This window comes from Plantibacter cousiniae (nom. nud.) (genome assembly GCF_977070315.1).
In genome coordinates this window covers 1-24,489 of record NZ_CDRVEU010000002.1, presented here as the reverse complement: position 1 = coordinate 24,489, position 24,489 = coordinate 1, and the positions used below count along the sequence as shown (strand labels likewise).

Here is a 24,489-nt window from a genome sequence, read left to right as displayed (position 1 = left end):
CTTCTCGAGGGCCTGCTGATACTCCACGACCTGGTGAATAATAATGAATGGAAGTGATGAGTTCTGGATGATGAATCGCCGTCGTTTACTCGGGTTGGCCACTAGCGCTGGTCTCGCTAGCCTGCTTCCGCGCCAAGCCCTTTCTGGAACGGACTTGGCGCAACTAGATAGGATCGAATCCGCAGAGTCCGAACGACGCCTTGTACGTTTTCCAGAGAAAACGGGACTGATTCTGATTACTGATCGTCCGCCGCAGTTGGAAACGCCGCTGCATTATTTTCGCCAGGACCTGACGCCTAACGAAGCCTATTTTGTTCGGTGGCATCTGTCGGGGTATCCAACTCAGGTCGATACGCGAACCTTTCGACTGCGTCTCGATGGCCAGGTTGCCAATCCTCAGTCTTTTTCTCTTGATGCCTTGGTCAACGAGTTCGAGCCCGTGACACTGGTGGCCATGAACCAATGTTCAGGCAATGCCAGAAGCTTGTTTGGTCCTAAACCTCCTGGTGGGCAATGGCAATTTGGCGCGATGGGAAATGCACAGTGGACAGGCGTTCGCCTCAAGGACCTCCTTGATCGTGCAGGTGTTAAAGCAGGAGCAGTCGAGGTGGCAATTTCTGGGCTGGATGAGTCGCCAATGCCAGGCTTGCCAAAGATCGTGAAGTCATTGAAGTTTGACCATGCCAATGATGGTGATGTGATGGTTGCATACGCAATGAATGGCGCACCACTGCCGATGCTCAATGGCTTTCCATTGCGCTTAGTGGTACCCGGTTGGTACGCGACTTACTGGATTAAATCATTGGCTCACATTGAGGTGCTAGATAAACCTTTAAGCAATATTTGGATGAACCAAGCCTACCGAATTCCTGATAATCCAGAGATCAACGAGGAGCCAGGAAACCTCTCCAAGAAAACGGTACCCATCAACCGCTTTGTCACTCACTCCGTATTCGTACGTCCAGAACCCGAAGAACTATTGCTTGTAAATCATCCATACATGCTAGAGGGCTTAGCCAATGATGGCGGCGATGGTATCGCTCGGGTTGAGGTTTCAGTTGACGGCGGGCGTACTTGGGCAGATGCGACGCTCGACCCCGAGATCGGCCGGTTCTCTTGGCGTCGGTGGCGCTTCGTATGGACCCCCCTTGACAAAGGCCGATACACGTTCAAGGTCCGCGCCACCAACCGCGCCGGGCAAGGTCAACTGACCACCCAGTGGAATCGGGGAGGCTATGCGCGCCGGGTTATCGAACAAACCACTGGAATGGTGGTGTGAGATGACGACATTTCTCCAGCCTAGAATGCTCTTTTTTGCCTTGATGTGTAGCCTACCTATTTGGATACCAAGCGCCTTTGCGGCCGAGGAACCGAAGGTCGATTTTGGTGCTCCCGTGCACTCAATCACTGTTCCCCACGACGAGCCCTACTTGCCGGACGGTCCGGGGCGCAGCGAATTTCTGGCACAATGCGTGATCTGCCATTCTCCTCGTTACGTTACCAACCAACCTGCATTTCCGCGTAAAACCTGGGCGGCTGAGGTCGCCAAAATGCGCGACGAATATGGAGCGCCCATCCCCGACGAAGCCGTACAACCAATCATCGATTATCTGATGTTCTTCAATGGCAAGGAGACACCATGAGTGATCCTGTTCGCGACACATCGGCCCATGGGATTTCCCGAACTGCATTGGCTATGTTGATTGGTGTATTGGCGCTCGGCACGTTGATATCTTGGAAGGTCATCGGCACCCACGGCGCCTCGGATATCACCCGACGAGGAGATGCTCTCCCGTCGCGAGTGGACTCAACAGATAAGGTCGAGTTGACCACTGCATTGGTCGGCGCAGGCGCAATTGTGGTCCAACAGCGTTGCGCAGGGTGTCATGACGCGACTCAACGTTCGGTAGGTCCTAGCTGGAATGCAGTCCTTGCACGATATAAATCTGTAATTGGGACGAAGCCGCTTAATCACGAAGCATTGGCTGTCATGGTCGCTGCCATTTCCCATCCCCAACCAGGATGGGATGGTTATTCTGCAGGGCCTACGGACATAACACTGACGCCGGAGGAGCGATCAGGAACGGCAGCATGGATTCTAAGCCGCTCCAAAACCGTTTCGTTGAAGGAGCTAAGCCATGAGTAGACTGATAGCTGGAACAGAGCATGCTCTAGACGCGAATCAACCCTCGGATATTTTGCCGCGCATTGATTACGATCTTATCAAAGCCCACGGTTATGCAGCAGTGATCACACTGTTTCTATCAGCTCTTGCGGGCCTGCTTGTTGCTCTGAAGCTGACAATGCCCGATCTGCTGAGTAGCCACGCAGCGCTGACCTGGGGTCGCCTGAGGTTCGATCACACACAAGGTATTTTTTTTGGTTGGCTTGCCAATGCTTTCTTTGCGTTCTGTTACCACATGGTCCCGCGCCTGGCTGATCGCCCGGTGTTCAGTCGCAGATTGGGCTGGGTCATTTTCTATATTTGGAATCTTGGTGTCCTTTTGCCCGGATGGTTACTTATTTCCCTCGGGCTCGATAGCCCATGGTTCGCAATACAGTCTTTAGAATGGGCGGAGTTCCCAATGATCGTGGACCTAGTGGTAGTACTCGGTCTGATTTTGGTATGTGCCCAATTCGCGGGGCCTTTCTTGCTTAAGCGGCAACGAGGAGGCTTGTATATTTCGGCTTGGTACCTGATCGGCGGAGCCGTATTTACGCTGCTTGCATATCCAGTAGGAAATTTCGCGCCTGCATTTATCCCCGGCGCGCAAGGTGCTGCATTCAGCGGGCTTTGGATTCACGACGCAGTGGGTTTGTTCGTTACGCCATTTGTACTTGCGATCTCTTACTACATTATTCCGGCCGCCACCAATCGACCTATCTATAGCCACTTTTTGTCAATGATCGGTTTCTGGTTTCTATTCTTTTTTTATCCGCTCAATGGCACTCACCATTACGTCTATTCGGCTATCCCCATGGACGCGCAGAAGGCGGCCATTATCGCCTCCGTGTATTTGGGCATGGACGTGATACTAGTTGTATTCAACCAACTGATGTCACTGCGAGGCCAAGCTTCGACAGTCGCAAGCGATGTCCCTCTGAGGTTTGTCTGGACGGGCACGGTGTTCTATTTAATCGTCAGTTTGCAGGGCGCGTTCCAGGCTCTGATGCCGGTCAACCGATTGACTCACTTTTCCGATTGGGTAATTGGCCATTCGCATCTCGCGATGCTGGGTTTTGCAACCTTCGTTGCCGCTGGCGGGATTGCCCATGCCTGGCAGCGTATACCAAACAACCGCTACAGCGCAGCGGCGATGAATTGGGCTTACTGGCTGATAACTATCGGCCTACTGGCCATGTTCACCACACTAACGGCCGGCGGTTTGGTACAGGCACAAATATGGGAAACCACCGCGCCGTGGATGGACTCTGTACGCGCATCTCTGGCGTACTGGTGGATCAGAGACCTAAGCGGATTGCCGATTCTGGCAGGCTTCATCGCGTTTTTCCTGGGCCTAACTACAGGAGCCCGAAACAACGGTGCTGCCGTAAGTACCTCTCCCGTCATTCACCCTACGTTAGCGGGAGTTTAAGGTATGCAAACGGTTACCAAGCATCGCCTGTTCAATAGCGCCTATCTGATCATATTTGTAGCCGGTATCGGCTTCTTTATCTTGTCGTTTATGCTGCTCGGGATATTGCCTGGGAAGCAACTGCAAAAGGAAATCGAGGCCCGTGCACCTGCCAACATGCAACAGTATTCCGCGAAAGAAGAACGAGGGCGCATTGTATATGCCCGCGAAGGGTGCGGTTATTGTCATACTCAACAAGTACGATTCGTAGCTCAGGACGTCAGTCGCTGGGGGGCGCCCACTGAAGCATGGGAAACGAAATACGACTACCCACAACTCTGGGGGACTCGCCGCATTGGTCCTGATTTAGCTCGGGAAACCGAGGTACGAAGTAATGATTGGCATCTGACCCACCTATTCAATCCTCGATATGTCGTTCGTGACTCTGTAATGCCTGGCTATCCCTGGTTGTTTAAAGGTGATGCCAACAAACCGACATCGGATGGAATTGACCTCGTTGCCTACTTACAGACGCTTGGTAGAGCTAGAAAAGTTTCGGGTTATGACGATCCGCTTCAGGCGCAGGTTGACGCTCAACAATCAACCCAGAAGAGCAGTAACGCGATGTCGCACGACAGCATGGCAGATGAAGAAATGTCGGCGTCACTCAATGTAAGCCAAGATGCAATCGCCGCGCGACCTCGCTTGGATGGGCCAGTGCCTGGCTTTGTGATACCTACTAACGCAAATGACCGCTCGATCGCATTACGTCTGGGACAAGCGGCTTTCGCGGAGAACTGCGCCGGGTGCCATGGTCCGAGTGGAACAGGTGATGGCTTAGCGGCGTCGACGTTGCTGCCACGTCCGGCTAACCTGCGCGATGCACAATTTACAACCCGGCATTTAGCCGATGTTTTGTGGAACGGCAGGCCCGGGACAGCAATGCCCGCTTGGAGAGACCTTGATAACTCAACGCTGGTGGCACTCACGCTTTATGTGCAAAGCCTGCATACAGCGGACGAGCGCGCCTTGCCGTCTAGCGACGTAGCGCTTGGGCAGTCTCTATTTTCCACCAATTGTGCTAGCTGCCACGGTGCCAGTGGCCAGGGCAATGGGCCTGCATCTCGCGGGCTCTCCCCACGCCCCGCGAACTTCTGGGAGAAGAAAGGCAACACGGCGTATCTGGAGAACGTCTTGCGTGAAGGCATACCAGGTACGGCAATGCCTCCCTGGAAAGCAGTGCTCTCGGACGAACAACGAACTGCTGTAGTTACCTATTTGCGTACGCTATACCAACCTACCGAGCAGGAGTGAATCATGTTTGCTTCAATGGTAATTGTGATGACCCTGATCGTTTCTGCATTCGTTGTAGCTTGGTGGGTCAGCCCTGAACTTCGGCTGTGGAGTGAGGCGCCCAAGCTCGTGATGCTTGAGCGTGAACGTCGTTTTGCTCAAATAAGAACGCCATTGGATCAACAGGGGGGGAAAGATCAGGGTTCCGGTAAAACATAATATTGGGAAGTTTTTTACGGAACTGGAATAGAACTGTCTGGCGTTCGTCTACTGTCTGGTCGCGTACTATTTCAAATAGCAGGCGAGCCTACAAAAATTCACAAAAACCAAAGGAATACGTATGTTCAAAAAAATGATCCTCACCGCTGCTGTTGCCGTCTGCTGCATATCTGGTTTTGCGTTCGCCGACGCGCCAGTCAAGGTTGCTGAAACAGACAAGGGAAAAGTACTCGTAGACGCGAAAGGAATGACTCTGTACACGTTCGGTAAGGACACCTCGGGCAAGTCGGTCTGCACTGGGCCATGCGCTGCAAACTGGCCACCTCTGGCAGTGTCGGCAAACGCCAAAGCGGATCATGATTATTCTGTCGTCACTCGAGACGATGGCACAAAACAATGGGCTTACAAAGGCATGCCACTTTACAGCTGGGTCAAAGATACCAAGCCAGGGGATACAACCGGCGACGGTGTCAACCAAGTCTGGCACGTTGCTAAACCGTAACCTCATTAATTAACAGGCTAGCATGCGCCCTGGCTTTGTCAGTGGCGCAAACTAGAAGTTTAACTACCTGATAGTTCCGCCAACGTGCGGCCGCTGCGCCTCACAAAGCATGATGGATCAGATCAACGTAAAATGGGGCCGAGGCACCGTACGCTCTTGAGATGTTCCCATAACGCCATACTGGGGTATGAAGCGCCAGATGCTAAGCCCCATTTGCACAACCCAGCTGGATCACCTCTGGACTGTTAAATTTAAATAGGGCTAGCACTGGGGCTGGGACTTACTAAAGGTTTCAACCCTCAGATCTGATTAAGGTAGGATGATTCAAAGAGCATAGCAAAAATCTTAATCCCGCCAATTATACATTATTGAAAAAACAGGTGATTGCGTTGCATTTGACCAACTGCTTGCATTCAATTTGACCAATTGCATTCGTATTGCCCACCTGGATAAACACCGGATCCTATTGCAACCGTTTGCGACTTTTGATCCTTCGCATTGATTCGCCTTTCAGTTCTATAACGTGGGACTTGTGAACGATACGGTCAAGAATTGCATCGGCAATCGTGGGGTCGGAGAACAGGTCATACCATTTTTCTTTAGGGTACTGACTTGTAATCAACAATGAGCCGTTCTGTGACTGCTCGTCGATAACGTCCAGGAGGAACGGGCCCAACTGGGCGTCAATGCCACCGATGCCCAAATCATCTATGACTAATAATTCTGCGCGGATCAAATGCCGACGTAGTTTAGGCGTGGTGTGGTCAGCGTAAGAAAGTGAGATTTCTTCAAAAAGCTTCGTGGCAGTGCGATACAGCGTCGCTCGCCCAAGGCGGCAGGCTTGGTTTCCGAGTGCGCAAGCGAGCCAGGTTTTGCCAGTGCCCGTAGCGCCCGTGATGATCACATTCTGACGTCGCGCTAACCACTCGCACTCACCAAGGGACATGACCGTATTGCGGTCTATGCCTCGAGACGCCTTGAATTCAATGCTGTCTATTGTGGCTTCATTCTCACGAAGCCTTGCGTTCTTTAGCAAACGTCCAACCTTTCTGCTCTCACGCTCGCTATTTTCGGCATCCATCATTAAACCAAGCCTTGTTTCGAATGGTTCTTTCAGCAGCGCCGGTGTTTCAAGCTGACGCTCGTAGGCTGCTGCCATCCCGTGCAGACCAAGAGACATAAGGTTTTGGGCAGTATCGAGGATTGACTTCATAGCGGCTCATCTCCCTGTGAGGCGTAGTATTCAGCACCACGTATGTTGGCGTGTTCGACCAAGGGGGCGGATCTTCGGTAGTTGGGGCGCAGGTCAGATTCGTTCCGAAGGATCGAACGCAGCCGCTCAGAACTTAGGATGTTCAAGCTATTCGCATAGCCGCACGCGGACTCAAGGCGTGACGGTGTGATTGCCCCTTTGCGAACGTCACGTTTCAGGCCAACAACGACCTTCAAACCGGTCGAGAAATCTTTCCGCAGGTTGAGGTTGTCCTTCACGAAACGGAGCGTTTCCGGCCCAATAGTCTCAGCCCAGACAATCAGAGCTTCCGGCTGGGAGTCCTGGAAATATCTGTGATTCGGGGCCAAGTGCTCTTTGAGAGTGCTAGTGCCCCGCTGACGATTGAGCTTGTGCGAGCCGATGAGACGGCGCTGATGAATGATTTCGAGCCAATCGTCTCGCACGCGCAAATCGACAAGAAGATTCGCGAAGTGGTAAGGAACCGAGTAGCTGTGCTCTTCAAATTGTACGTGGTAGTCGCTGCCTACCCTAACCTGATACACCCACTTGCTGTAGCTGTACTTATGTTCTGGGAGCGGCTTGAGGGCTGGATAGTCAAGCTCAAGGAAGCGGCTGGTTCGGCTCTTAGGGTACGTTCGAGTGATTCGACTGTTTAGCTCATCAACCCAGTAGCTGATTTTCTCGTTGAGCTCTTCTAAGGAAAAAAAGGTGCTCGCTCTCAGCCTTGCGAGAACGAATCTTTGTACCAGTTGAACAGCAATCTCACCTAGCGACTTGTCTTGCGGTTTACGCGGTCTGGCGGGGTAAATTTGAAATCCGTAGTGCTCAGAAAACTCGGCGTAGGCACGATTTAGGGTCACCACATCTCTCGTGTTTTTCGTCACTGCTGACTTCAAATTATCAGGCACAACGAACCGTGGAACCCCGTCGAAGAACTCCAGGGCCAGAATGTTGCATCTGAGCCAGTCTGGGATCGTTTGACTTCTCACGGCGGTGGCAAAAATGTATCCCGAGGCACCTAGCGTTGCCACGAACACCTGAGCTTGGCTGATTGCTCCAGTATCCGGGTTGGTCACAGGCATTGTCCTGCCACAAAAGTCCACGAAGCACTTGTCTCCGGGGAGGTGAGTCTGTCGCATGCTCAGCTTTTGCCTATTGACCCATTCACGATAAATCCGTGTGAACTGAGCATAAGACACGCCTTCTGGCTCGCTTGTACGAAACTCTTGCCATAGGAGTTCCAAGGTGATGTCAGGAAGTTTTAGCTGTTCATGGATGGCAGGCCATGACGGGTAAGCCTTCCTTTGAGATGAGACTTTTGGCTGGGTATGCAGACGCTCCGCCAGCGCTTTGTCGTCAAGGTGCTTCAGTTCTTCCCAGCTTTGTCCACACTGTGCCAACTGATCCCGAATGGTGCGAACAGTGTTATGGGACACTTTGGCTAATAGGCCAATAGCCCTATTCGACAGCTTGGGGTCGCTCGTAAGGCGTAGCACCTCGCGCTGCGTACTTATTGGCAGCCTCATATGTTCTCCTCGCGACAGGTGTGTGAACACCTCACAGGTCGCGCCGTGTGAAAATTGCAGACAAACGGAATGTGATCGACTTGACGCCGAACGCGAGGGAACACAGAATGACGGCGCGTAGGGCTGAAACCTAACACCATCAAAAAAGCCTAGGGCTCCACCCCTGGGCTTTTTTGTGCTCCAAATCCACCGGCTAGCTCCTATCCTGATCTCATTGTGATACTCCTCATATGCTTAGTTCATACGGCCTGCTGCCGTGCGCAGCGCTGCGTAGCAATCCACCAAGCGACCTCTTTGGACAGAGCAAAGAACCCCCGACGATTAGGCACTTCAAATAGCGGCACCTCAATTGTCCCTCGCTGTTTAGCTTTACGAAACGCGTCGTACGATGTGTAACCCAACTCTCTCCACAGCGCGCTGCCACCCACCATCAGGCCATATCGCTGTTTGAGGTCGAGCTCTAATTCGAATGACAGAAATTGGATTTCAAGGGGCTCGCGCATCGCACTTAATGTCCGGTTTGGTCACAGTTGATAGTAATAAACCGCCCCCTTGCGCTCCAGCCGTAAGACTTCTACATTTTTTACGGTACAAAGATCGTTCGGGGATTTTTAAGTGTCTGATTTTAAGAGAATTGCAAACATTTATTCGGAGTTCGCAGGCAGCTTGCGCGAACAAATTCCGGAAAATAGCCGCCCCCGAAGCAACACAGTGGAAATGCTCGCAGTGGGCTACTGGTTCGAAGGACTGAGGCAGCGGACAGGCCTCAAAACTGCCTATGCCCTTGAGCTGTATTTCGAAAAAGAGTCATTTCGAAGAAATACGAATGGCACGATCCGGCATTACCGAAGCAAGTGGTCTAGGTACGAACAGAAAATGATCTCCCCCAAGGCCAAGACCTTGAGTAGGGTGGAACTGCTAGCACCTGGATCGTCCCGCGACCTGAATCATCCCATATGGACTTTGATGAAGCTGATCTCCCGGCAACAGAAAATCAGCTTCGACAGCTACTTCCGTGCGTTAAATACCGATGTCCAACTGGTGCTTTATCGCAGCACCAGCAACATGATTTGGGACAGTGTTCAGCGCGAACCAATCACTCAAGTTCTACTCGAAAAACTCGAACGCAGGGCAAGCTTGGATGCCCTCGCTGCGTTGATCGCGATAGTGGTCGAAGCAGATCTCCTAGGTCGAAAAACCGTTGCTATCAAGGCAGCAGGCACCTTGCACAAAGTACTTCTGATGCTGGCAATGGAGCTTCAAGCGCGCGGTGTTGCCGTTGGCCTAATCGATTGGCTCGTGTTCAACGTCCTACCCCTTGGAGTGCCTGCCCATCTGCATATCTGGATGAGCAGCGCTGACTACATCCACGCGTCGGCGCATTTGAACACCATGGTTTACCAGCATCCGGAAAGGCGCGGAAAAGCCCTACCTTGGAAGCTTCGTAATAAGCTGATGTGCAAGCTGCTTGCCGGGGACATGGGAATTGACGTTTTGCACGCAATGCGCCCTCAGTTCGAGTTGCGGACGGACATAGGGGAAATTGCGGCCGAGCTGGTCGAGGAGTTTAAGAAGACGTCGGCACTGAGAACTTGGGGATGGATGTGCATCATCGATGGCGCGCCACAGACAGTGCCACCAGTACCGCTGCTTTAGCCTTTCAAATGACTCGCTAGGCGAGTGGTCAAGTCCAATGCAAATGCCTGGTCACTTCCGATGCAAACGACTGGTCAAGTCGAATGCAAATGGCTGGTCAAATGGGTTGCAATTTCCCAGGCCTTGGTGAAATCGGTGAACTTGAAACCGGCAACCGGGTTCTGGGCGATCAGACGAAGCTTTTCGGCCTGGCGGAAAGCGACCACCAGCACGCCCCACATCAGCCGGACGTAGGAGAGTGACATTTCGGCCTGCATGGGCCACATCACCAGCTTGTCCAAGGTGGACCGGTCCACATCGGCAATGAGCAGTTCGGACAGGCGCGGCTTGAGGTGGCAGGTGATGATTGAGGTATTCGTGGCGCGGCGCTTTGCCGACAGGCTGCGCTCGGTGGACTGGCGTACCATGAACCACTCCAGCAACTGGCCAACGGTCTGCAGCGTGCCGGCAGCGGCAGAAGCTTTCGGGTCAGTCGCAAGGCGCTCCCGGATCTTCGGCAGAGCGTTGATCAGGCCTTTCACAGGTAGCTCTGGGAAGCCGGCGATTTTCTCCCACTTCTTGCCCACCACCAGGTGCCAGGTGCCGCGCTCACGATTCTGATGAAACCGGAAGTAGACGCCCGGATAGCGAGCATCGCGCAGGTCGCGCACTTCTGAATTCGCTGCCTGCCGGCGGATTTCCGCATCCGAGAACGAAGTAAGCAGGGTCTGGCTCATGCGGCCACCACAGTCTGAGGAAGTCGGAGGTATGCGCGGATTTGCTCCATCGCGTCGAAGTGACCACGGCAGATGATCGCCAGATAGCCTTGCAGGTTGAGCTGACGTATCCACTCGTACTGGCTGCCCGAGACAGCGGCATCATTCGGCGGCGTGGCCTTAAATTCGATGTACAGGCCGAAGTACCCACCGCGGGCCATCGGAAGCACAAGATCTGGCACACCGGCGCGCACACCCTGCTCTTTCAGCTTGATCGCAACCAGCTTGTGCCGGTGGCCACCGTTGGGAACGTGGTAGATCAGAGCCGCCACCAAGGGCATACGCAGCTTGAGCTCGCGCAGCAACGCGGCCTGCTCCAAGCCTTCACGGTCGACGGACTTGGCGCGAGCGCGCTTCGGTTTGAACAACGTCATTTCGGCGGGCTTCATGGCTTCACCGCCTTCGCCGCCTTCACCAACCGAGCAAAGTCTTCGGTCTTGGCCAGAAACTCTGCATGCGCTTTATTCGCAGCCTCCCCGTTGTTTGCTATTTGGTCGTAAAGGTCGGGGCTTACAACCATGGTTCGTGCCGGGAGGATGTCGGATCGAATCAACTTTATGTCCATGCCTGAGAATGTTGTTTTACTCATGACAGCAGCTCCCTCGGCACGCTTACGGTTTCCCCAAGTACCGAGGCGGCGATGGCGCGGCAGGCCGCGATGAGTGGTGTTGGGCCGTCCACAGGAAGGCAGTGCTGATCCCAGGGCTGAACAAGCCAATACGACGGTGAGCCACCGAAGCTGATGGCAAAGGGTGTCAAGGTAACGGCGTACTTCTCGATCAGCGGCCCGCCCTGGCTCCAGTCGGTGGATGGCGAGTAGGTCGCGCAATACTTACTCCAGACTCGGTCTTTTGGAGGCATTTCCATTGGCGAAATCTCGGCTTTCGCCACAGCCCAGTCCAAAGCCGCACCGGTTAGGTCTTGTATCTTCACTTCTACGAATTCGCTCATGCCAGTCTCTCCGCTGATTCCGCGATCAAGTTCATGCGCTCAAGGCGCTGCTGGGCCTGACTGTTCAGGTTCATGCCGTCGGACTCGTCTACCACTGGCATGCATACGAATCGGATGCCGGCCTTGGTGAAGGCGCGGGCCACTTCCAGCGTCTGGCGCAGTTGAGCTGGGTTTGCGCGGTTCATGGCTTCACCTTCCCTTCACGAATTAGCGCGTCCTGAGTACGCATGACCCCCTCGGCGTGGAACAGGCGGACTTCGTTACGGCTCAGCACCGCCGGAGCGCGCAGGCGGCCATCGGCGATGTCATGGCAGTACGCACACGCCCAGGCGGCCTGCAGATCGTTTGGCTTGATGCCAATACCGCAAGTCCCGGCGAGCCGGTAATGGGCCAGCACCGTGGTCGAGCATTCGCTCGAGCAGCCTGGGTAACGGATCTGGCATTCGCGGTCCCGAGCTGCGTTGGTGAGTTTGCTCATTGCGTGTCTCCGCTGCGCCTGGCGCGGAGTTCGGCCAATGCTTGGTTCCCCACCTCGGGGGTGATTGATTTGCCCGGCGCTGCAAGTTGCGCAACCGGTACAGGCGGCAACTCTTCGCCCCGCCAAATCTTGCGGCACTGCTCCGAATACTTTTGCTCAAACCGGGCAATGCCCAGCTCGCGAGGAAGAGTCTGCAAGCTCATAAATCCAGCGGCAGCCGTTGCGTGGTAGATCGCCGGATGAAACCACTTACCGCGCCCTTCCATGCCTGGGTGCGAGTTGCGCAGAGCTTGGGAATACGCGATCTCAACGCAGGGTAGGCCAAGACCTTCCGGAGCAAAACACCAGCTAACGAACACGCCCGGCGCGGGCACGAATGCCGATTTGCTCGCGCTGACCATGCGCATGCCGTGGCGCAGCTGATCCATTGAGTTGATCCCGGAGCGCATGAACTCTGCCAGCCACTCCAGTTTCGCGGCGTTCATCACCTCTTTGGTCGGCCAGGATTGCCGCCATGCGCCGCAAGCGCCTCGAAGCCTCAGAAACAATTCGTCGATCACCTTGCGGGTAGCCGGGTCGATCTCGACCGCAACGGCGGGTACTCCGCTGTAGGTCGGGTCCGTCTTGCGTTTCTCGACAAGATATCCAGCGCGTACAGGACCGTTCACAGGATCACCCCCTTCGACGTCCAGTCACCGTTTGCGTCGGCACCTTCCTCCGACTCCGGCAAATTCCCCTTGGCGCGTTCTTTCACGTACCAGCCCACCAAGCGGTTACACCAACCGGCGGACGTGTCCACGGCGTTCTGCTTGGCCACAAACCAGCCGATGAAGCTTCGGATCAGCGCGTCAGAGATATCGGTAGGCTTCACGCCAGCGATCTGAGCCTGGGCGATCAGGTAGCGGCTATCCGGTGTCCAGTCGGCGAACATGGCGAAGCGCTTGCGATCATCGGTCGACTCCAGGGCCTGCTTGTCCTGCTCATCGATTACGGCCGAAATCTCGCGCGGCCGCTGTTCGGTTAATTGATGGTTAAGTGACGTATTGGGTGCAGATTTCGCACCCCGTTCTGCCGAATTCTGCACCCCGTTCTGCTGTAATTTGCACCCCGTGCCGTCATCTGCACCCCGTTCAGTGCGGGGTGCAGGATTTGCACCCCGCTTTATCGGCAAGTCATAGACGACTGGGCGTCGGTCATGACGTTCGATGTACACGGCGGCCAGCGCCTGATTGCCTGGAACGATCAGTTCAGACGCCCGCAATAGCTCAAGCTTGGATCGAACGGTGCGCTCGGAAAGGCCAGTGTCTTCACTCAGGGTCGTGGCCGAAGGGAACGCCCCGCGTCCGTCAGTACCGGCGTAGTTCGCCAGGCACAGCAGCACGTGCCGGGCGCTTGAATCGGAAAGAGTTGTGCGCGGGATTTGTAGCGCCCACGCCATTGCCTGAACGCTCACGAAGACGCTCCAATATTTTGTTCAGCCAGCAATGCCAAGCCTTTGGTTGTGATGAGAGGATCAAATGCAGCGCGGTCTGCGCCTGTTTCTGGATCGGGCTTGAGCGCAGTGATCTTGTGCACCATCAAGCCAGTTGTGATGCGGGGTTGGTAAGCAGTCCACCGACCAGAGCCACTTCGCCGGAATATCCATCGGTGCTGGTGCAGCCACGCAAACAGCACTGACGGGGCAAGTTGCAGCTGCTTGGCAGCATCGGTGATGCAGATGGCACCGCCGGCGCTGGCCAGGCGATTGATGGCTGCGACCTTCGGGGCCTGTTTGTCGATGACGAATTGCAATTTCCGGTTCTGTTCGACCTGGTCGGCAGCGAGCCGCAGAGCTTCGGCGAATGAAGTCGGTATACGCAGTCGTCCGATCAGCTGACCCTCCAACTCCCGCCAGCGCAAGATCACCTTCATTCGCAGCTCGGCGCTGTACCCGGTGAGCAAGCAATCAGTGTGCTCGCGATCAAGGAGGTACTCGGTCTGCTTACGGTTCTGACCGTCCAGATAGGTGTGCTCAAAATTGAGCGCACCTATTTTCAACTCTGCGAGCATGGCGGCGACGTCGCGTTTCACGTTCTTGTGCTGCTTGCCCGTCAGTTCTGCAATTTCACGCGACGACATTAACTTACGCGTCAGGGCTTGGTGCTCGCCATATCCGGGGGCGGCATCATGGCCGGTCTTGCATGGGCCTGGTGTGGTGTGCATAATCCAGCTACCTCACGTTGTTTGTTGTTGAAGAAGCCGGTCTAGCCACCGGCTTTTTTTTGCCTGAAATTTGGTACTGGATGAATCAACAGCCCATCCGCTGTACTACCTGCCCTTCCCGCCTGCGCGGATAATTGCCGTCACGCCGCTGACTTGTTCGGATGCGCTTCGGCGAGAAGCCAAGCGGCCTCAAAAGGCTTTCCTCTAGCCGCTGCGAGCGCTGAGATTCGCTCGGCGTAACGCGTTTCGCCGGTGTACTCGGTACGTGGCAGGCATTCGGCGGTGAGCCATTTGTAAACGGCACGCGGGGTCTTCCCGCAAGCCAAGGCCACCAACGGAACGCCGCCGGCGTCATCAATCGATTTCTTTAGCGGGCTCATGTGGCCTCCGGGTCAAATATGAACTTACAGTACATATTATGTCGGAACTGAAAGTACATGCAAGCGCGTGCAAAACTGAACCTATGGTTCAGATAGAAGATTTAAGAGCTGCTTTTGCGGCTCGCTTAAAGAAAGCGCTGGCAGATAACCACGTCGAAACGTGGGGCGCGGGTGTACGCCTTTCAAAAATGACAGGGGTCACGCCTAAAGCGGCCAGTAAATGGCTGAACGGAGAGGCGATTCCAGGCCCTGCAAAGATGAGGGCGCTGTCTGAGGGGTTGAATACGCCCCTTGGCTGGCTTCAAAACGGTGCTGATGAGGCTTCAGTCGATCGCAAAGCAGCTGCCAGCGAGCCGTCAAACGTCGCCATGATTCATCAGCCTGCGCAGATGTACCGCTACCCCGTAGTGAGCTGGGTCGCTGCCGGCGGATGGTCGGAAGCGGTTGAGCCTTACGCGCCAGGTGCTGCTGATGAATACGACGTATCTGACTACCAGGCCAAGGGCCCAGCTTTCTGGCTGGAGGTCAAAGGGGACTCTATGACGGCTCCTACTGCCCCTTCTATTCCAGAGGGCTCGCAGATCCTTGTGGATACCCACGCAGACGTGCGCCCAGGCAAGCTGGTGATCGCGAAGCTGGCCGGCAGCAACGAGGCGACGTTCAAGAAGCTGGTAGAGGACGGCGGCGTCAGATACCTGAAGCCGCTGAACTCGGCCTATCCGACGGTGCAGTGCTCGGATGACTGCAGGATTATTGGGGTTGTTGTCAGGTCGCTGACGAAATTTGCGTGACGGGTCTGGATAACTTGGCGGCGGGAATTGTTAGGGGTATTAGGCATGGGACTGACAAAACCGAACCAAAATCTGGCGCGCGACCTGCAGGGCCTCGCTTCCGACTTCAAATGGTCAGCCGTTGAGCTGATGCGGATCGCGGAACGATTGAGCCTGATGGGCAAAGAGGCTGATGCCCAAGCCATATTCAAGATGATCACGGTTTTCCATGCTGGCGAGGACAAGCTGGCTCGGTATGTGGACGAGGTGAAAGCGGGGATCATTATCCGAAAGCAAACACAGCCGCAAGGCTGAGAAGGTTTCGCCTTTAAATTTAGCTCAGGGACAGTGCGGCTATGTCGGACTTAGTAACAGCTGTAGAAATTGTTCGCCAAAGCCATCAGGGAATATCCATCAAGCCCTTCATTATTCGTGCAGACGATGGGGAAACATACTTTGTAAAAGGGGTTTCCAAATCAGGTGGTCCGGCGCTCATATCCGAACTGCTCAGCGCAGAACTAGGCAAATTTCTCGGGCTGCCCATTCCGCCATGGAAAAAGATGGTCGTACCACAAGACCTGATCGATTTCAGCGTGGTTCCGAACGTGTCAGATCTAGAAGGAGGATTGGCTTTTGCATCGCAAGCGGTCGAAAGCGCTGTAGATTTCAGCATAGCTCATCTGAAATCCACCCCAAGGGACCTTATGAGGAAGGTTCTGCTTTTTGATTGGTGGGTGCAAAACGGTGACCGAATTCTCGGGCCAATGGGTGGGAACGTAAACCTAATTTTGGACAGTCGTGGCGAGCTGGCTGTCATAGATCACAATATGGCCTTTCATAACTCATTCAATCCAAAAGAATTTCTTGAAGAGCACGTATTTTGCGATTGTCGCAAAGATTTTAGGGACTACCTCGTTCGTCAGGAATACACTGAGATTTTAAGCAAGGCACTGTCGAACTGGGATACGATCATCGCCTTTTTGACGGATGACTGGCTCTACAGGGATGCAGACCTCGTCGACCTGACAGAGCCAACGCTAGCAAGTCGGCTAGAAATTCTGCAGATGTTCAAGGAAGAGCGATTCTGGGGGGCCCTATGAGAATCATATGTAACTACTCGATTTTGAGGTTTCTCCCTTACCCAGAGACGGGTGAGTTTGTAAATATTGGGATAGTTTTATTTGCAAATAATGGTGATTTTCGTTTCGCTGTAGAGACAAAGCGCCAGCGCGTAACGACATTTTTCCCGAGCCTTGACGCAAAGATTTTTATCAGGGCGCGGAAGGAAGTGCACGCTGAGCTTGCCAGGCTCAGTGGATTTTTCACAAATCACAGGTCCGATCGTCAGGCTCTCGCAGCAACGTTCAGTCACCTGGTGCATCCACGGGAAACGATGATGCGATTCAGTGAGCCAGGATCAGTGGTTGCGGCAACTTCAGACCAAGCGCTGAAAGCTTTATTTGACCACTATGTGAAGCATAGCTTTGCAACAAAAGAGTACCAAGAAGTAGCTCTCGAGAAGCAGTTAGGCAGGCTTTTGGCTGACGTTAATCTGAAACAACATTACGTGGACCGAAAGCTGGGCTCAGCGGATTATCCAGTTAAATTTCCCTTTGTACTCATTCAAGGCGGCAAGCCTGTGCAGGCAATCAAACCATTGCACCTCGGCCACGAAGAATCCGGAAAAATTTATGAGCACGGTGATGCATGGATATCAAGAGTGCGACGTTTGAGTGCAAAGGGCCAACTGCCGCCTGATACTTTGTTTGTCGCAGGCCCTCCAATCGCTGGCAAGCCGAAGCTGTTTAAGGCTTATAAAGAGGTTTCGACGGAGTTGAGTGCATTTCCAGAGGTTCGCGTTATCAGCGCAGAAGAAGATCGAGCAAGTATGGTGAGCCTCATTAAGGAGGGCATTCCCGCCTCGGCTGAGATAGCGTAGCTAAAGCCCGGCCCCAGCGCCGGGCTTTTTCGTTCTACCCCTTGCACGCCCTCTGCTGCCGATCAGACGCCAGCCGCCTCAGCCTCATCTCCCCTTTCACCTCAAGTACAAGCCCGACGATGTCCCGGATCGTCACCAGTGCCGCAGTATCGATGCCTGTGACTGTGAACCCCTCCGCCTCGCTGCTCGTGTCGAACACCTGGATCGTCATTGACGCGTCAGGTGCGATCACGCACACGCACTTCAACGGCAAAAACGCTGCCTCTATGCAAGGCCTCAGGTCCATTGGGGAATTCATTCGGTCCATCCTGGTTGCAAGCCAGGAGAATTCCTGAGGCCTACGTTGGGCCGAGTGTAGTCGAGAATCGGATAGTGCTGGCGTTATGCCCAACACACTCCTGGCACCGCGTGACACCCCTTACTGATCTGACCTTGCTCACCACTGAGCGGACTTTGCTGCCACAACTACAGCGACGCCGCGTCTATCCCTGCCAGCCTTAGCGATTCGGCCAGAGAAGGATCGAGCGCGACCTCGCCAGTTGTCGACGCCGCCTGATTAATTCCTACAGTTCGGTACTTGAGAACCTTCCCAGCAAGCATCTGCTTGAGAATCTTCTTGGCCTTATCACCGCCCGCGATGGTGTATGGGCTCATCATCTGTGTGGCATTGATCATGGCCTGCTCTTGTGCGTTTTTAACGATGGCAGCCTGTTCGGGGGGCAGGTTCAGAACATACTGCGGTGCAGCAGGCATTAGGCTAACTGGCGTCTCCTGGGGCGTGATAGTCCATGCTTCGTTTTGATCTATCCGCAGCTGCACTGTGCCTACCGGGATCTTGAACCTACCGCCAGACATGACACCTACATATACCTGCCCGCCCTCTTTTCGCACGACCGGATAGAATTTCAGCGTGCTTGTAATGATGCTGCTACCTGCAGAAAAGTCCCCGGTTGTCACCATCATGGTGGTCTTGTCTGTGAATTCGTCAGTGCTGCCAGTGGCTTTCCATACAGCCCCAGAGGCGCATCCGCCAAGGGCAAAAGCGAACACAGACAAGGCGATAATCCGTTTCATTTCCAGCTCCAAAATTTGAGTGGGTAGATTGTAACAGAGAGCCCTTAATCCTCAGGGCCCGCCACCAAGCGGTTTTTTTGCGCCCACATGAAAATTATGTACTTTTGGTACTTGACCCAATATGAACTTATGGTTCATATTCTGCCTACCGCAGCGATTAACCGCAGCGACACAAGACTGGTGAAGCAGCCAGATAGCACGGGATCAGCGAAGTGGTCTCCCAGCCCCGGATAACGGGACCGACTGGACGAAGCTCTTTACAGAGAACGGAATCACCCGCTGTACCGCATCACCAAAGTAATAACTGAATTAGCACCCCGAGCCTTGGTTATGAGGGGTGCCGGACCTCATGCACCCTGCCCACCTAACCGGGCAAACGAGCTGCAGCGTGCATGTTGTAGGGACCTGTGATCCACGGCGAACAGATACAGATGTTGATTGACGCCCTGGGGAGGAAGCTCACCGCCAACCTATGAAAACGACCGGTTAGCCCTGCAATCAACAGCGGGCAACTGACCAACATCGCTAACGCAGCAAGCCGCGACCGACGCCAGTAGCGGGTCGCGGTGCACATCATCACCAAAGCAACTGGCTTGCCGGGTGCTTTGGGATGACAACCACCGAGTAAAACGTAATGGACACCACCATCGTATGTGGGGCATGGAGAGGCCACCTCGGCCGTGGTCTTGCGCCGCGAGAGTTGCAGTTTTTGTTGTCAGCCGCCCAAGGCTGCACAGCCAAGGAAATCGCCCGCACGTTCGGCATCGCGCCGGGCACGGTCGTTAAGCGGCTGTCGGTCGCCATGTTCAAGCTCGGCGTGAATCGCCAGACAGCGATGATCGCGGAGGCCATGCGCCGCCAGATCATTTCCCCGCTCTGCCTGTTGCTCATGTCGGTGATCGTTCTGCACGCAGTGCTGGGCGACGAATCGATGAGGCGCGAGCGCAGAGCCCCCGAGTCACGCCGGGGCGGGTACGAACAGAAGATCAGCCGTAAGGGTTCGGACAAGCTTCGGCCAGTGGCGGCGATCTGCTGATAGCTGCACCAAGGAACATGGCGAAAGCCAGACAGAAATTGCCGCTTCGCGGGCCTACGGCAATATAAATAATCAGAGTCCCCGTCTGAAGGTTGGAGACCTTCCCGATCGCCTGGAACGCTTCAACGCAGACCAGTCCGCATCGGAGATTGATCGGAGCGTGCCCAAGCGGGCTGCAGCGCTAGGATCGCAAAGCCCCGGAAAAGTCCTGAGCCGAATCTGTCGGCCAATACCTGAAACGCGGCGGGAATCAAGCAGGGGTAGCGCCCTGGTGTTCCGATCAATCTCCGATGCGGATGAGTTCAAACCGTTAAATCGGCCCCCTGCATCACCCTCCCCCCTAAATCAAACGACCGCATCGGCAGGTGCCAGGCCAGTCTCACGGCAGGGTTTGGTCACCCGTGCCTGGCATCTGGCCAATGCGGTTAAGGAGCCTCATATGCATCAGACAATCAGCCAGCGTCGTGCAATCCTCGAAGGCCTGCGCCAGCGCTGCAACCTTTCCACTGCCGAGTTTTACGACAAGGTCGGCCGCAAGAACCCGGCAGGTCTGCCGCGCTTCACGGTCGTGCCGAACGGCAATAACGAGTTCGGCATCGTCGAGCGCTCGACCGGCAATGTGCGCGGCGTGCATCGCGGGCACAGCGCGGCTTGCAAGGCCGCTGATCAACTGGAAACCCAGCCTGTACGTCAACGGTCGTTCGCCACTCACATGCTGCGCTGGACTGCTGTGATCGCCACCGGCCTCGCGTTGTTCGCCCTTTACGGTGCCAGCTGATGATCAGTCCAGAGCTGAGCACGATTCAGCGCAACAAAAAGCGGTCCGCCGCCCTCGAAGCTGAGGTGGCTGCATTCCTCAAGCGCGGCGGCGTGATCGAAACAAAAAAAGGCTTTCCGTCGAAGCCCAAGCCAAAGCAGTACGGGCGGATGACTCCTGCGCCCGTTCGCCCGCCAGCACCTAAGCACCGAACCAAGGAAGCTCTCCGCGCAGCGGCGCCGAAAGACGCTATTCAAGACAGGTGCCACGCCCGCGCCGAGCAGGTGGAAGTCGTCCGCAGGCTTGCCGAGACGATGACGATCACCGATGTCATGCGCGAAACCGGCCTGAGCATCTACAGGCTTCGGAAAATGGCCCGCGTGCACGGCTTCGAATACAAAGCGTTCAGCCCGGCGTCGAACCTCATTCCTTATCAACATGATCCGGCGGCTGACGCATTGAACGTGGTTCGGATCAAAGCCGCCCGCGACCGAGGCATATCGCAGAAGGCCGCCGTCGTCGAGCTCGGACTGAGTAACACGATGATCAATCGGCTGATTCGTGAATTCAACATCGACTACCCGCTGCAAGGGCCAAGCCCGAAATGAGGCGTTTGCAGTCCCGCGCCAACCATCGCCGCCGCCCTCTTCAACTCAACATCCCACCCAGTGGAATCAAGCCCCCGGAGAAAACCCCATGTCCACCCCTACCGATACAACCGAATTTCTGAACGAGCTGAATGGCGGCGCTTTCGCCAGCCAGATCGGTTACGCAATTTCCGAAGTCGCCTCGGGCGTTGTCGAGCATGGCAAGGCCGGGAAGCTGGTCATCACCCTGGATATGAGCCAGATCGGCGATTCCCACATGGTGAAAATCAAACACAAGCTCGACTACAAGGTGCCGACCAAGCGCGGTACCCGGAGCGAGAACACCGCACTTGATACACCGATGAACGTCGGCACCGGCGGCCAAGTAACGCTGTTCGCTGAAGCTCCGCACCCTGGCCAGCTGTTCGAACGCGACCAAGCACCGGTCAAGCCTCGCACCTGATCAATCGCAACAACCCTTCATCCTCAAAGAGAGCTGACAAATGTCCCTCACGAAAGAAGCAATTCAACTGATCACTGACACCGCGCTGATCGCAGACGGCAAAGAGCTGAACACCGTCACGCCAACCATCGTGCTGCCCGAAGGCGCGAAGATCGTGAACCTTGAGCAATTCGGCGCAGGCCGCAGCCGCTTCCGTGGCACGTTCTCCACCAACTCCCTGGCGGACTTCGCCAAATACGTTTCCGACCGGGCAGTCGCCGACGCAAAAGGCTTCATCAATCAGGACGAAATGACCTGTTCGGTGCTGTTCAACCTGGGCAACGAGGAAGTGCCGGGCCATGCAGATGATCGCGCCGTGCTGAAGCTCAAGCCTACCGCTGCCTATCAGGCCGTGCAGGCGATCAGTGGCCGGGCCATGTCGCAGAAGGATATGAGCGACTGGATTGAAGACTGGCACAGCACGCTGTCGGCGGTCGGTGATGAGCTGCAGAACATCCCTCTAGCCAAGGCCATCGCCGCCGTGCGAACCATCACGGTTAAGGCATCTTCGGAAAGCGATCACACCGTCAGCGAGACACGCGCCAGCCGCAGCGCAATGGATGCCATCGAGGCAACCAGCAAGGAAACATTGCCCACTTCGCTGATCTTCTCGGCCGTGCCGTTTGAAGGCCTTCAGATGCGCGAGATCATCCTACGAATCTCGGTTATCACCAGCGGCGCACAGCCGGTGCTGAAACTGCGCTGGGTCGGCGAGGACGTGCAGCGCGAAGAGATCGCGCAAGAGTTCAAATCGGTTCTAGATGCTAAAGTCGGCGAAGCAGCCAAGCTGGCATTAGGCACGTTCAGTCCTAATTGATCGCTTAGCCGCACCACGTAGGGGTATCGAACAAAATACCAGCTTATCCGGGGTAAATATCCGCTCGAAAACCCCATTTCTCCCATTGATGAATTGAGATAAATCCATTATCAGCCGGTGGAGTCTCGCGCGCCTTTAAGATTTTCATTATTGCCGCGAGCTTCTCCGGCGTCACCTCTCCATCGACTTCAACCAGCAGTTGTTCTCGGCGCTCAGTAGTACCCGAAGAGTCAGAACTAACCAACGCTCCCAAGGTACGAACAGCCCATATCTCTAGCGGCCCATGAAATTTATTGGCTTCGTCGATCACGAGAATCTGACGAACATTATCTAAGTTAACGCTTTTGATTTGGTCGAACTTAACAACGGTCATCTATCGCCCCTTTATCCGGCTCCATGCCGGTGATCATCTATAGCTCACCCCCAACCAATTTGCCACCACCGGACACGGAGGGCGGCGCATGCATGGAGCGATCTATGACCGATTCATTTGAAGTTCAGCGTGTAACGACTGCGAGAAAGCATCAGCGCTGCGATAGTTGTTGCCGCCCCATCGCCCCAAAGGAGCGGTATGTCGGGTTTGCTGGCAAGTGGGATGGTGATTTCTACGCGGCCAAGCTTTGCCTCGGGTGTGAATCACTCCGAAAGTTGGTATGGGGATTTGACGCAGAGCACGGCGATTCGCTTGAGGATGACGGACTCGCGTTCAATCAGATATTCGAGGTGGCCGCAGAGTTTGGCCTGATCTGCTATGTGTCGTCTGCGCCAGCGGCGGCCGCCTCAATAGCGAGAACTGCCTGAGCCGCCAGATACTTTCGCTCTGGCGACTGCAACAGCCTTTCTGCCACGGCGCCGTTCACTTGTTTCAGATCGACGCCGCGCTCTCTCATCACAATAACCAAGTATTTCAGCGCCAGTTCAAGCGCCTCTACACGATCTTCGCTCATGACTATTCCTCGATGTGAGCGCAGAAGCGTAGCTCAAATCACTTAACTCACCTATTGCGCTGAACGCCTCGGCAGGCGCATGCCTGGAATTCGATATGAGCCAGCTCCACCAGATACTGGTAGGCGACTGCATCGACATGATGCGCACGCTGCCAGATGAAAGCGTGCATACGTGCGTGACCAGCCCGCCCTACTACGGTCTGCGTGACTATGGCGTAGAAGGCCAGATAGGCCTTGAGGAAACCCCGGCCGAGTTCATCGCCCGCCTGGTAGACGTGTTCCGCGAAGTTCGCCGGGTACTTCGTGCTGACGGCACGATCTGGGTGAACATGGGAGATAGCTACGCCGGTAGCTGGGGCGCGCATGGCCGAGACGACATGGGCGTCGGTGTCTCGACGATCAGCCAGCGCCAGGTAATGGCGAGCCAGCGCAAGTCGAAAGCGACAACACATGCCGAGTACAAGCCGAAAGACTTGATGGGCATGCCCTGGCGCCTAGCCTTCGCGCTGCAGGACGACGGCTGGTATCTGCGGCAGGACATCATCTGGCACAAGCCAAACCCTATGCCGGAGTCGACGCGCGACCGTTGCACGAAAGCTCACGAATACCTGTTCCTGCTCAGCAAATCGAGGCAGTACTTCTACGACCAGGACGCCATAAAGGAACCGGTGGCAGCAAGCTCTATCGCCCGCCTAGCTCAGAACGTTGAAGATCAAGCGGGAAGTGATCGAGTACCAGGCAAAACCAATGGGCCGATGAAAGCAGTGCGCAGCAGGCGGGACAGCTTCAAGCGGGAATACTCGAAGCGGGAGCAGGCAATTCCCGGACAAACAGTCGGGACCCATAGACCTGATCGGGATGACAGCGATTACCCACTGGATGTACGGAACAAGCGCTCCGTCTGGTCAGTTCCCACTGTGGGTTATAAGGGCGCCCACTTCGCTACCTTCCCACCCGACCTGATCAGGCCCTGCATCTTGGCCGGTGCACCGCGCGGCGGCGTGGTGCTGGACCCATTCGGCGGTGCCGGTACTACGTCGCTGGTTTCAATGCAGGAAGGTCGCCGGTCGATCATCTGCGAGTTGAACCCAGAGTATGCGGCGCTGGCCCGTGCTCGCATCGACGCGGCCTGGCTGGATGGCGCTGCGCAAATGGACGTGTTTCGCGACTCGGTACCGGCCGCTTAAACCGGAACCCCCTTCTCACTTCAATGACTCACGCCACCCCGGCGAGGAATCCCCATGTCTCCCTACAAAATGTCCGGGACGACGGTTGTCAGCTTTTCCGGT

At 55.2% G+C, this 24,489-nt stretch carries 36 protein-coding genes; 19 read left to right on the top strand and 17 right to left on the bottom strand.

The genetic code is table 11. The features are described 5' to 3' along the window. The first annotated feature begins 43 nt into the window (after window positions 1-43). The 8 genes from ACW55A_RS03705 (at window position 44) to ACW55A_RS03670 (ending at window position 5,848) form a co-directional block, all read left to right on the top strand. The gene (locus tag ACW55A_RS03705; RefSeq protein ID WP_103388956.1) at window positions 44-1,279 is read left to right on the top strand and encodes a molybdopterin-dependent oxidoreductase; all 1,236 of its coding nucleotides are present in this window, start codon (window positions 44-46) and stop codon (window positions 1,277-1,279) included. Between the two features lies 1 nt (window position 1,280). Then, entirely contained in the window at window positions 1,281-1,643 is a 363-nt protein-coding gene (locus tag ACW55A_RS03700; RefSeq protein ID WP_224265906.1) for a hypothetical protein, read from the top strand. Next, window positions 1,640-2,146: a c-type cytochrome gene (locus tag ACW55A_RS03695; RefSeq protein ID WP_012723156.1), complete on the top strand. Its 507-nt coding sequence runs from the start codon at window positions 1,640-1,642 to the stop codon at window positions 2,144-2,146. The genes ACW55A_RS03700 and ACW55A_RS03695 overlap by 4 nt, the downstream gene beginning before the upstream one ends. Further along, window positions 2,139-3,596 (top strand): cbb3-type cytochrome c oxidase subunit I, encoded by a 1,458-nt coding sequence (locus tag ACW55A_RS03690; RefSeq protein WP_046722265.1) that lies wholly within the window; start codon window positions 2,139-2,141, stop codon window positions 3,594-3,596. Before ACW55A_RS03695 ends, ACW55A_RS03690 begins: the two co-directional genes overlap by 8 nt. Window positions 3,597-3,599: 3 nt before the next feature. Continuing rightward, window positions 3,600-4,889: a cbb3-type cytochrome c oxidase subunit II gene (locus tag ACW55A_RS03685; RefSeq protein ID WP_498810820.1), complete on the top strand. Its 1,290-nt coding sequence runs from the start codon at window positions 3,600-3,602 to the stop codon at window positions 4,887-4,889. Between the two features lie 3 nt (window positions 4,890-4,892). Then, window positions 4,893-5,087, top strand: coding sequence for a hypothetical protein (locus ACW55A_RS03680; RefSeq protein WP_032657047.1), 195 nt, complete (start codon window positions 4,893-4,895; stop codon window positions 5,085-5,087). A 121-nt stretch (window positions 5,088-5,208) separates the two neighbouring features. Next, window positions 5,209-5,589 carry a COG4315 family predicted lipoprotein gene (locus tag ACW55A_RS03675; RefSeq protein ID WP_012723153.1) on the top strand — a complete coding sequence of 127 codons (381 nt, stop codon included), beginning with the start codon at window positions 5,209-5,211 and terminating at the stop codon, window positions 5,587-5,589. Window positions 5,590-5,758: 169 nt separating this feature from the next. Beyond that, entirely contained in the window at window positions 5,759-5,848 is a 90-nt protein-coding gene (locus tag ACW55A_RS03670) for a DUF4113 domain-containing protein (protein WP_311138688.1), read from the top strand. Between the two features lie 204 nt (window positions 5,849-6,052). On the opposite strand, the gene istB is transcribed toward ACW55A_RS03670, so the two are convergent. From istB to ACW55A_RS03655, 3 genes are all read right to left on the bottom strand, one after another. Beyond that, window positions 6,053-6,802, bottom strand: coding sequence for an IS21-like element helper ATPase IstB (gene istB / locus ACW55A_RS03665; RefSeq protein ID WP_012723152.1), 750 nt, complete (start codon window positions 6,800-6,802; stop codon window positions 6,053-6,055). Then, window positions 6,799-8,349, bottom strand: a complete 1,551-nt coding sequence (gene istA / locus ACW55A_RS03660; RefSeq protein ID WP_032657045.1) for an IS21 family transposase — start codon at window positions 8,347-8,349, stop codon at window positions 6,799-6,801. The genes istB and istA overlap by 4 nt, the downstream gene beginning before the upstream one ends. Before the next feature lie 239 nt (window positions 8,350-8,588). Then, window positions 8,589-8,852: a hypothetical protein gene (locus ACW55A_RS03655; protein WP_012723150.1), complete on the bottom strand. Its 264-nt coding sequence runs from the start codon at window positions 8,850-8,852 to the stop codon at window positions 8,589-8,591. 112 nt (window positions 8,853-8,964) lie between these two features. Between ACW55A_RS03655 and ACW55A_RS03650 the strand changes: the two genes are divergently transcribed. Beyond that, window positions 8,965-10,005 (top strand): hypothetical protein, encoded by a 1,041-nt coding sequence (locus tag ACW55A_RS03650; protein WP_012723149.1) that lies wholly within the window; start codon window positions 8,965-8,967, stop codon window positions 10,003-10,005. Window positions 10,006-10,079: 74 nt separating this feature from the next. On the opposite strand, the gene ACW55A_RS03645 is transcribed toward ACW55A_RS03650, so the two are convergent. The 10 genes from ACW55A_RS03645 to ACW55A_RS03600 all read right to left on the bottom strand — a co-directional run bounded on the left by ACW55A_RS03645 (window position 10,080) and on the right by ACW55A_RS03600 (window position 14,771). Beyond that, window positions 10,080-10,721, bottom strand: coding sequence for a hypothetical protein (locus ACW55A_RS03645; RefSeq protein WP_498810822.1), 642 nt, complete (start codon window positions 10,719-10,721; stop codon window positions 10,080-10,082). Then, the gene (locus tag ACW55A_RS03640) at window positions 10,718-11,149 is read right to left on the bottom strand and encodes a VRR-NUC domain-containing protein (protein ID WP_498810823.1); all 432 of its coding nucleotides are present in this window, start codon (window positions 11,147-11,149) and stop codon (window positions 10,718-10,720) included. Before ACW55A_RS03640 ends, ACW55A_RS03645 begins: the two co-directional genes overlap by 4 nt. After that, window positions 11,146-11,349 (bottom strand): hypothetical protein, encoded by a 204-nt coding sequence (locus ACW55A_RS03635; RefSeq protein ID WP_498810824.1) that lies wholly within the window; start codon window positions 11,347-11,349, stop codon window positions 11,146-11,148. The genes ACW55A_RS03640 and ACW55A_RS03635 overlap by 4 nt, the downstream gene beginning before the upstream one ends. Continuing rightward, window positions 11,346-11,711, bottom strand: a complete 366-nt coding sequence (locus tag ACW55A_RS03630) for a phage protein NinX family protein (RefSeq protein WP_498810826.1) — start codon at window positions 11,709-11,711, stop codon at window positions 11,346-11,348. Before ACW55A_RS03630 ends, ACW55A_RS03635 begins: the two co-directional genes overlap by 4 nt. Continuing rightward, window positions 11,708-11,896, bottom strand: a complete 189-nt coding sequence (locus tag ACW55A_RS03625) for a DUF1382 family protein (RefSeq protein WP_498810827.1) — start codon at window positions 11,894-11,896, stop codon at window positions 11,708-11,710. The genes ACW55A_RS03630 and ACW55A_RS03625 overlap by 4 nt, the downstream gene beginning before the upstream one ends. Then, window positions 11,893-12,189, bottom strand: coding sequence for a DUF1364 domain-containing protein (locus ACW55A_RS03620; RefSeq protein WP_024641911.1), 297 nt, complete (start codon window positions 12,187-12,189; stop codon window positions 11,893-11,895). Before ACW55A_RS03620 ends, ACW55A_RS03625 begins: the two co-directional genes overlap by 4 nt. Continuing rightward, window positions 12,186-12,857 carry a replication protein P gene (locus ACW55A_RS03615; protein WP_498810828.1) on the bottom strand — a complete coding sequence of 224 codons (672 nt, stop codon included), beginning with the start codon at window positions 12,855-12,857 and terminating at the stop codon, window positions 12,186-12,188. The genes ACW55A_RS03620 and ACW55A_RS03615 overlap by 4 nt, the downstream gene beginning before the upstream one ends. After that, window positions 12,854-13,642 carry a helix-turn-helix domain-containing protein gene (locus ACW55A_RS03610; protein WP_498810829.1) on the bottom strand — a complete coding sequence of 263 codons (789 nt, stop codon included), beginning with the start codon at window positions 13,640-13,642 and terminating at the stop codon, window positions 12,854-12,856. Before ACW55A_RS03610 ends, ACW55A_RS03615 begins: the two co-directional genes overlap by 4 nt. After that, entirely contained in the window at window positions 13,639-14,391 is a 753-nt protein-coding gene (locus ACW55A_RS03605; RefSeq protein ID WP_498810830.1) for a Rha family transcriptional regulator, read from the bottom strand. Before ACW55A_RS03605 ends, ACW55A_RS03610 begins: the two co-directional genes overlap by 4 nt. A 140-nt stretch (window positions 14,392-14,531) precedes the next feature. After that, a complete protein-coding gene (locus tag ACW55A_RS03600) occupies window positions 14,532-14,771 on the bottom strand; it encodes a helix-turn-helix domain-containing protein (RefSeq protein ID WP_003364215.1) in 240 nt (79 codons plus the stop codon). Between the two features lie 38 nt (window positions 14,772-14,809). Here ACW55A_RS03600 and ACW55A_RS03595 point away from each other — a divergent pair, with 38 nt between their 5' ends. From ACW55A_RS03595 to ACW55A_RS03580, 4 genes are read left to right on the top strand one after another with little or no spacing between them, the layout of a single operon-like run. Then, entirely contained in the window at window positions 14,810-15,562 is a 753-nt protein-coding gene (locus ACW55A_RS03595; RefSeq protein ID WP_498810831.1) for a LexA family protein, read from the top strand. A gap of 45 nt (window positions 15,563-15,607) precedes the next feature. Next, window positions 15,608-15,856: a hypothetical protein gene (locus ACW55A_RS03590; protein ID WP_498810833.1), complete on the top strand. Its 249-nt coding sequence runs from the start codon at window positions 15,608-15,610 to the stop codon at window positions 15,854-15,856. A gap of 41 nt (window positions 15,857-15,897) precedes the next feature. Next, window positions 15,898-16,641 carry a HipA family kinase gene (locus tag ACW55A_RS03585; RefSeq protein WP_005753607.1) on the top strand — a complete coding sequence of 248 codons (744 nt, stop codon included), beginning with the start codon at window positions 15,898-15,900 and terminating at the stop codon, window positions 16,639-16,641. Further along, entirely contained in the window at window positions 16,638-17,480 is an 843-nt protein-coding gene (locus ACW55A_RS03580) for a DUF3037 domain-containing protein (RefSeq protein ID WP_005753605.1), read from the top strand. Before ACW55A_RS03585 ends, ACW55A_RS03580 begins: the two co-directional genes overlap by 4 nt. Window positions 17,481-17,514: 34 nt before the next feature. On the opposite strand, the gene ACW55A_RS03575 is transcribed toward ACW55A_RS03580, so the two are convergent. Both ACW55A_RS03575 and ACW55A_RS03570 read right to left on the bottom strand, forming a co-directional pair. Continuing rightward, window positions 17,515-17,778 carry a DUF1652 domain-containing protein gene (locus ACW55A_RS03575; RefSeq protein WP_016980610.1) on the bottom strand — a complete coding sequence of 88 codons (264 nt, stop codon included), beginning with the start codon at window positions 17,776-17,778 and terminating at the stop codon, window positions 17,515-17,517. Between the two features lie 167 nt (window positions 17,779-17,945). Next, entirely contained in the window at window positions 17,946-18,554 is a 609-nt protein-coding gene (locus ACW55A_RS03570) for a hypothetical protein (RefSeq protein WP_053480312.1), read from the bottom strand. 634 nt (window positions 18,555-19,188) lie between these two features. Between ACW55A_RS03570 and ACW55A_RS03565 the strand changes: the two genes are divergently transcribed. From ACW55A_RS03565 to ACW55A_RS03545, 5 genes are all read left to right on the top strand, one after another. Further along, entirely contained in the window at window positions 19,189-19,590 is a 402-nt protein-coding gene (locus ACW55A_RS03565; RefSeq protein ID WP_498810834.1) for a LuxR C-terminal-related transcriptional regulator, read from the top strand. 439 nt (window positions 19,591-20,029) lie between these two features. Continuing rightward, complete coding sequence (locus tag ACW55A_RS03560; RefSeq protein WP_498810835.1) at window positions 20,030-20,368, top strand: hypothetical protein; 339 nt, start codon at window positions 20,030-20,032, stop codon at window positions 20,366-20,368. Beyond that, the gene (locus ACW55A_RS03555) at window positions 20,368-20,955 is read left to right on the top strand and encodes a hypothetical protein (protein WP_498810836.1); all 588 of its coding nucleotides are present in this window, start codon (window positions 20,368-20,370) and stop codon (window positions 20,953-20,955) included. The genes ACW55A_RS03560 and ACW55A_RS03555 overlap by 1 nt, the downstream gene beginning before the upstream one ends. 88 nt (window positions 20,956-21,043) lie before the next feature. After that, the gene (locus ACW55A_RS03550) at window positions 21,044-21,397 is read left to right on the top strand and encodes a YfdP family phage-associated protein (RefSeq protein ID WP_016567829.1); all 354 of its coding nucleotides are present in this window, start codon (window positions 21,044-21,046) and stop codon (window positions 21,395-21,397) included. 40 nt (window positions 21,398-21,437) lie between these two features. After that, window positions 21,438-22,253: a YfdQ family protein gene (locus ACW55A_RS03545; RefSeq protein WP_498810837.1), complete on the top strand. Its 816-nt coding sequence runs from the start codon at window positions 21,438-21,440 to the stop codon at window positions 22,251-22,253. 43 nt (window positions 22,254-22,296) lie between these two features. Here ACW55A_RS03545 and ACW55A_RS03540 read toward each other — a convergent pair whose 3' ends face one another. Both ACW55A_RS03540 and ACW55A_RS03535 read right to left on the bottom strand, forming a co-directional pair. Continuing rightward, a complete protein-coding gene (locus ACW55A_RS03540) occupies window positions 22,297-22,626 on the bottom strand; it encodes a hypothetical protein (RefSeq protein WP_044295079.1) in 330 nt (109 codons plus the stop codon). Window positions 22,627-23,002: 376 nt separating this feature from the next. After that, window positions 23,003-23,200: a hypothetical protein gene (locus ACW55A_RS03535; RefSeq protein WP_044309823.1), complete on the bottom strand. Its 198-nt coding sequence runs from the start codon at window positions 23,198-23,200 to the stop codon at window positions 23,003-23,005. Window positions 23,201-23,295: 95 nt separating this feature from the next. Between ACW55A_RS03535 and ACW55A_RS03530 the strand changes: the two genes are divergently transcribed. Continuing rightward, window positions 23,296-24,387, top strand: a complete 1,092-nt coding sequence (locus tag ACW55A_RS03530) for a DNA-methyltransferase (protein WP_498810839.1) — start codon at window positions 23,296-23,298, stop codon at window positions 24,385-24,387. Window positions 24,388-24,489: the final 102 nt, after the last annotated feature.

Coding starts and splice junctions, on each gene's coding strand:
- ACW55A_RS03705 (WP_103388956.1), top strand. CDS start 44: ATGAATGGAAGTGATGAGTTCTGGATGATGAATCGCCGTCGTTTACTC.
- ACW55A_RS03700 (WP_224265906.1), top strand. CDS start 1,281: ATGACGACATTTCTCCAGCCTAGAATGCTCTTTTTTGCCTTGATGTGT.
- ACW55A_RS03695 (WP_012723156.1), top strand. CDS start 1,640: ATGAGTGATCCTGTTCGCGACACATCGGCCCATGGGATTTCCCGAACT.
- ACW55A_RS03690 (WP_046722265.1), top strand. CDS start 2,139: ATGAGTAGACTGATAGCTGGAACAGAGCATGCTCTAGACGCGAATCAA.
- ACW55A_RS03685 (WP_498810820.1), top strand. CDS start 3,600: ATGCAAACGGTTACCAAGCATCGCCTGTTCAATAGCGCCTATCTGATC.
- ACW55A_RS03680 (WP_032657047.1), top strand. CDS start 4,893: ATGTTTGCTTCAATGGTAATTGTGATGACCCTGATCGTTTCTGCATTC.
- ACW55A_RS03675 (WP_012723153.1), top strand. CDS start 5,209: ATGTTCAAAAAAATGATCCTCACCGCTGCTGTTGCCGTCTGCTGCATA.
- istB (WP_012723152.1), bottom strand. CDS start 6,802: ATGAAGTCAATCCTCGATACTGCCCAAAACCTTATGTCTCTTGGTCTG.
- istA (WP_032657045.1), bottom strand. CDS start 8,349: ATGAGGCTGCCAATAAGTACGCAGCGCGAGGTGCTACGCCTTACGAGC.
- ACW55A_RS03655 (WP_012723150.1), bottom strand. CDS start 8,852: ATGCGCGAGCCCCTTGAAATCCAATTTCTGTCATTCGAATTAGAGCTC.
- ACW55A_RS03645 (WP_498810822.1), bottom strand. CDS start 10,721: ATGAGCCAGACCCTGCTTACTTCGTTCTCGGATGCGGAAATCCGCCGG.
- ACW55A_RS03640 (WP_498810823.1), bottom strand. CDS start 11,149: ATGAAGCCCGCCGAAATGACGTTGTTCAAACCGAAGCGCGCTCGCGCC.
- ACW55A_RS03635 (WP_498810824.1), bottom strand. CDS start 11,349: ATGAGTAAAACAACATTCTCAGGCATGGACATAAAGTTGATTCGATCC.
- ACW55A_RS03630 (WP_498810826.1), bottom strand. CDS start 11,711: ATGAGCGAATTCGTAGAAGTGAAGATACAAGACCTAACCGGTGCGGCT.
- ACW55A_RS03625 (WP_498810827.1), bottom strand. CDS start 11,896: ATGAACCGCGCAAACCCAGCTCAACTGCGCCAGACGCTGGAAGTGGCC.
- ACW55A_RS03620 (WP_024641911.1), bottom strand. CDS start 12,189: ATGAGCAAACTCACCAACGCAGCTCGGGACCGCGAATGCCAGATCCGT.
- ACW55A_RS03605 (WP_498810830.1), bottom strand. CDS start 14,391: ATGCACACCACACCAGGCCCATGCAAGACCGGCCATGATGCCGCCCCC.
- ACW55A_RS03600 (WP_003364215.1), bottom strand. CDS start 14,771: ATGAGCCCGCTAAAGAAATCGATTGATGACGCCGGCGGCGTTCCGTTG.
- ACW55A_RS03595 (WP_498810831.1), top strand. CDS start 14,810: ATGTCGGAACTGAAAGTACATGCAAGCGCGTGCAAAACTGAACCTATG.
- ACW55A_RS03590 (WP_498810833.1), top strand. CDS start 15,608: ATGGGACTGACAAAACCGAACCAAAATCTGGCGCGCGACCTGCAGGGC.
- ACW55A_RS03585 (WP_005753607.1), top strand. CDS start 15,898: ATGTCGGACTTAGTAACAGCTGTAGAAATTGTTCGCCAAAGCCATCAG.
- ACW55A_RS03580 (WP_005753605.1), top strand. CDS start 16,638: ATGAGAATCATATGTAACTACTCGATTTTGAGGTTTCTCCCTTACCCA.
- ACW55A_RS03575 (WP_016980610.1), bottom strand. CDS start 17,778: ATGAATTCCCCAATGGACCTGAGGCCTTGCATAGAGGCAGCGTTTTTG.
- ACW55A_RS03570 (WP_053480312.1), bottom strand. CDS start 18,554: ATGAAACGGATTATCGCCTTGTCTGTGTTCGCTTTTGCCCTTGGCGGA.
- ACW55A_RS03565 (WP_498810834.1), top strand. CDS start 19,189: ATGGACACCACCATCGTATGTGGGGCATGGAGAGGCCACCTCGGCCGT.
- ACW55A_RS03560 (WP_498810835.1), top strand. CDS start 20,030: ATGCATCAGACAATCAGCCAGCGTCGTGCAATCCTCGAAGGCCTGCGC.
- ACW55A_RS03555 (WP_498810836.1), top strand. CDS start 20,368: ATGATCAGTCCAGAGCTGAGCACGATTCAGCGCAACAAAAAGCGGTCC.
- ACW55A_RS03550 (WP_016567829.1), top strand. CDS start 21,044: ATGTCCACCCCTACCGATACAACCGAATTTCTGAACGAGCTGAATGGC.
- ACW55A_RS03545 (WP_498810837.1), top strand. CDS start 21,438: ATGTCCCTCACGAAAGAAGCAATTCAACTGATCACTGACACCGCGCTG.
- ACW55A_RS03540 (WP_044295079.1), bottom strand. CDS start 22,626: ATGACCGTTGTTAAGTTCGACCAAATCAAAAGCGTTAACTTAGATAAT.
- ACW55A_RS03535 (WP_044309823.1), bottom strand. CDS start 23,200: ATGAGCGAAGATCGTGTAGAGGCGCTTGAACTGGCGCTGAAATACTTG.
- ACW55A_RS03530 (WP_498810839.1), top strand. CDS start 23,296: ATGAGCCAGCTCCACCAGATACTGGTAGGCGACTGCATCGACATGATG.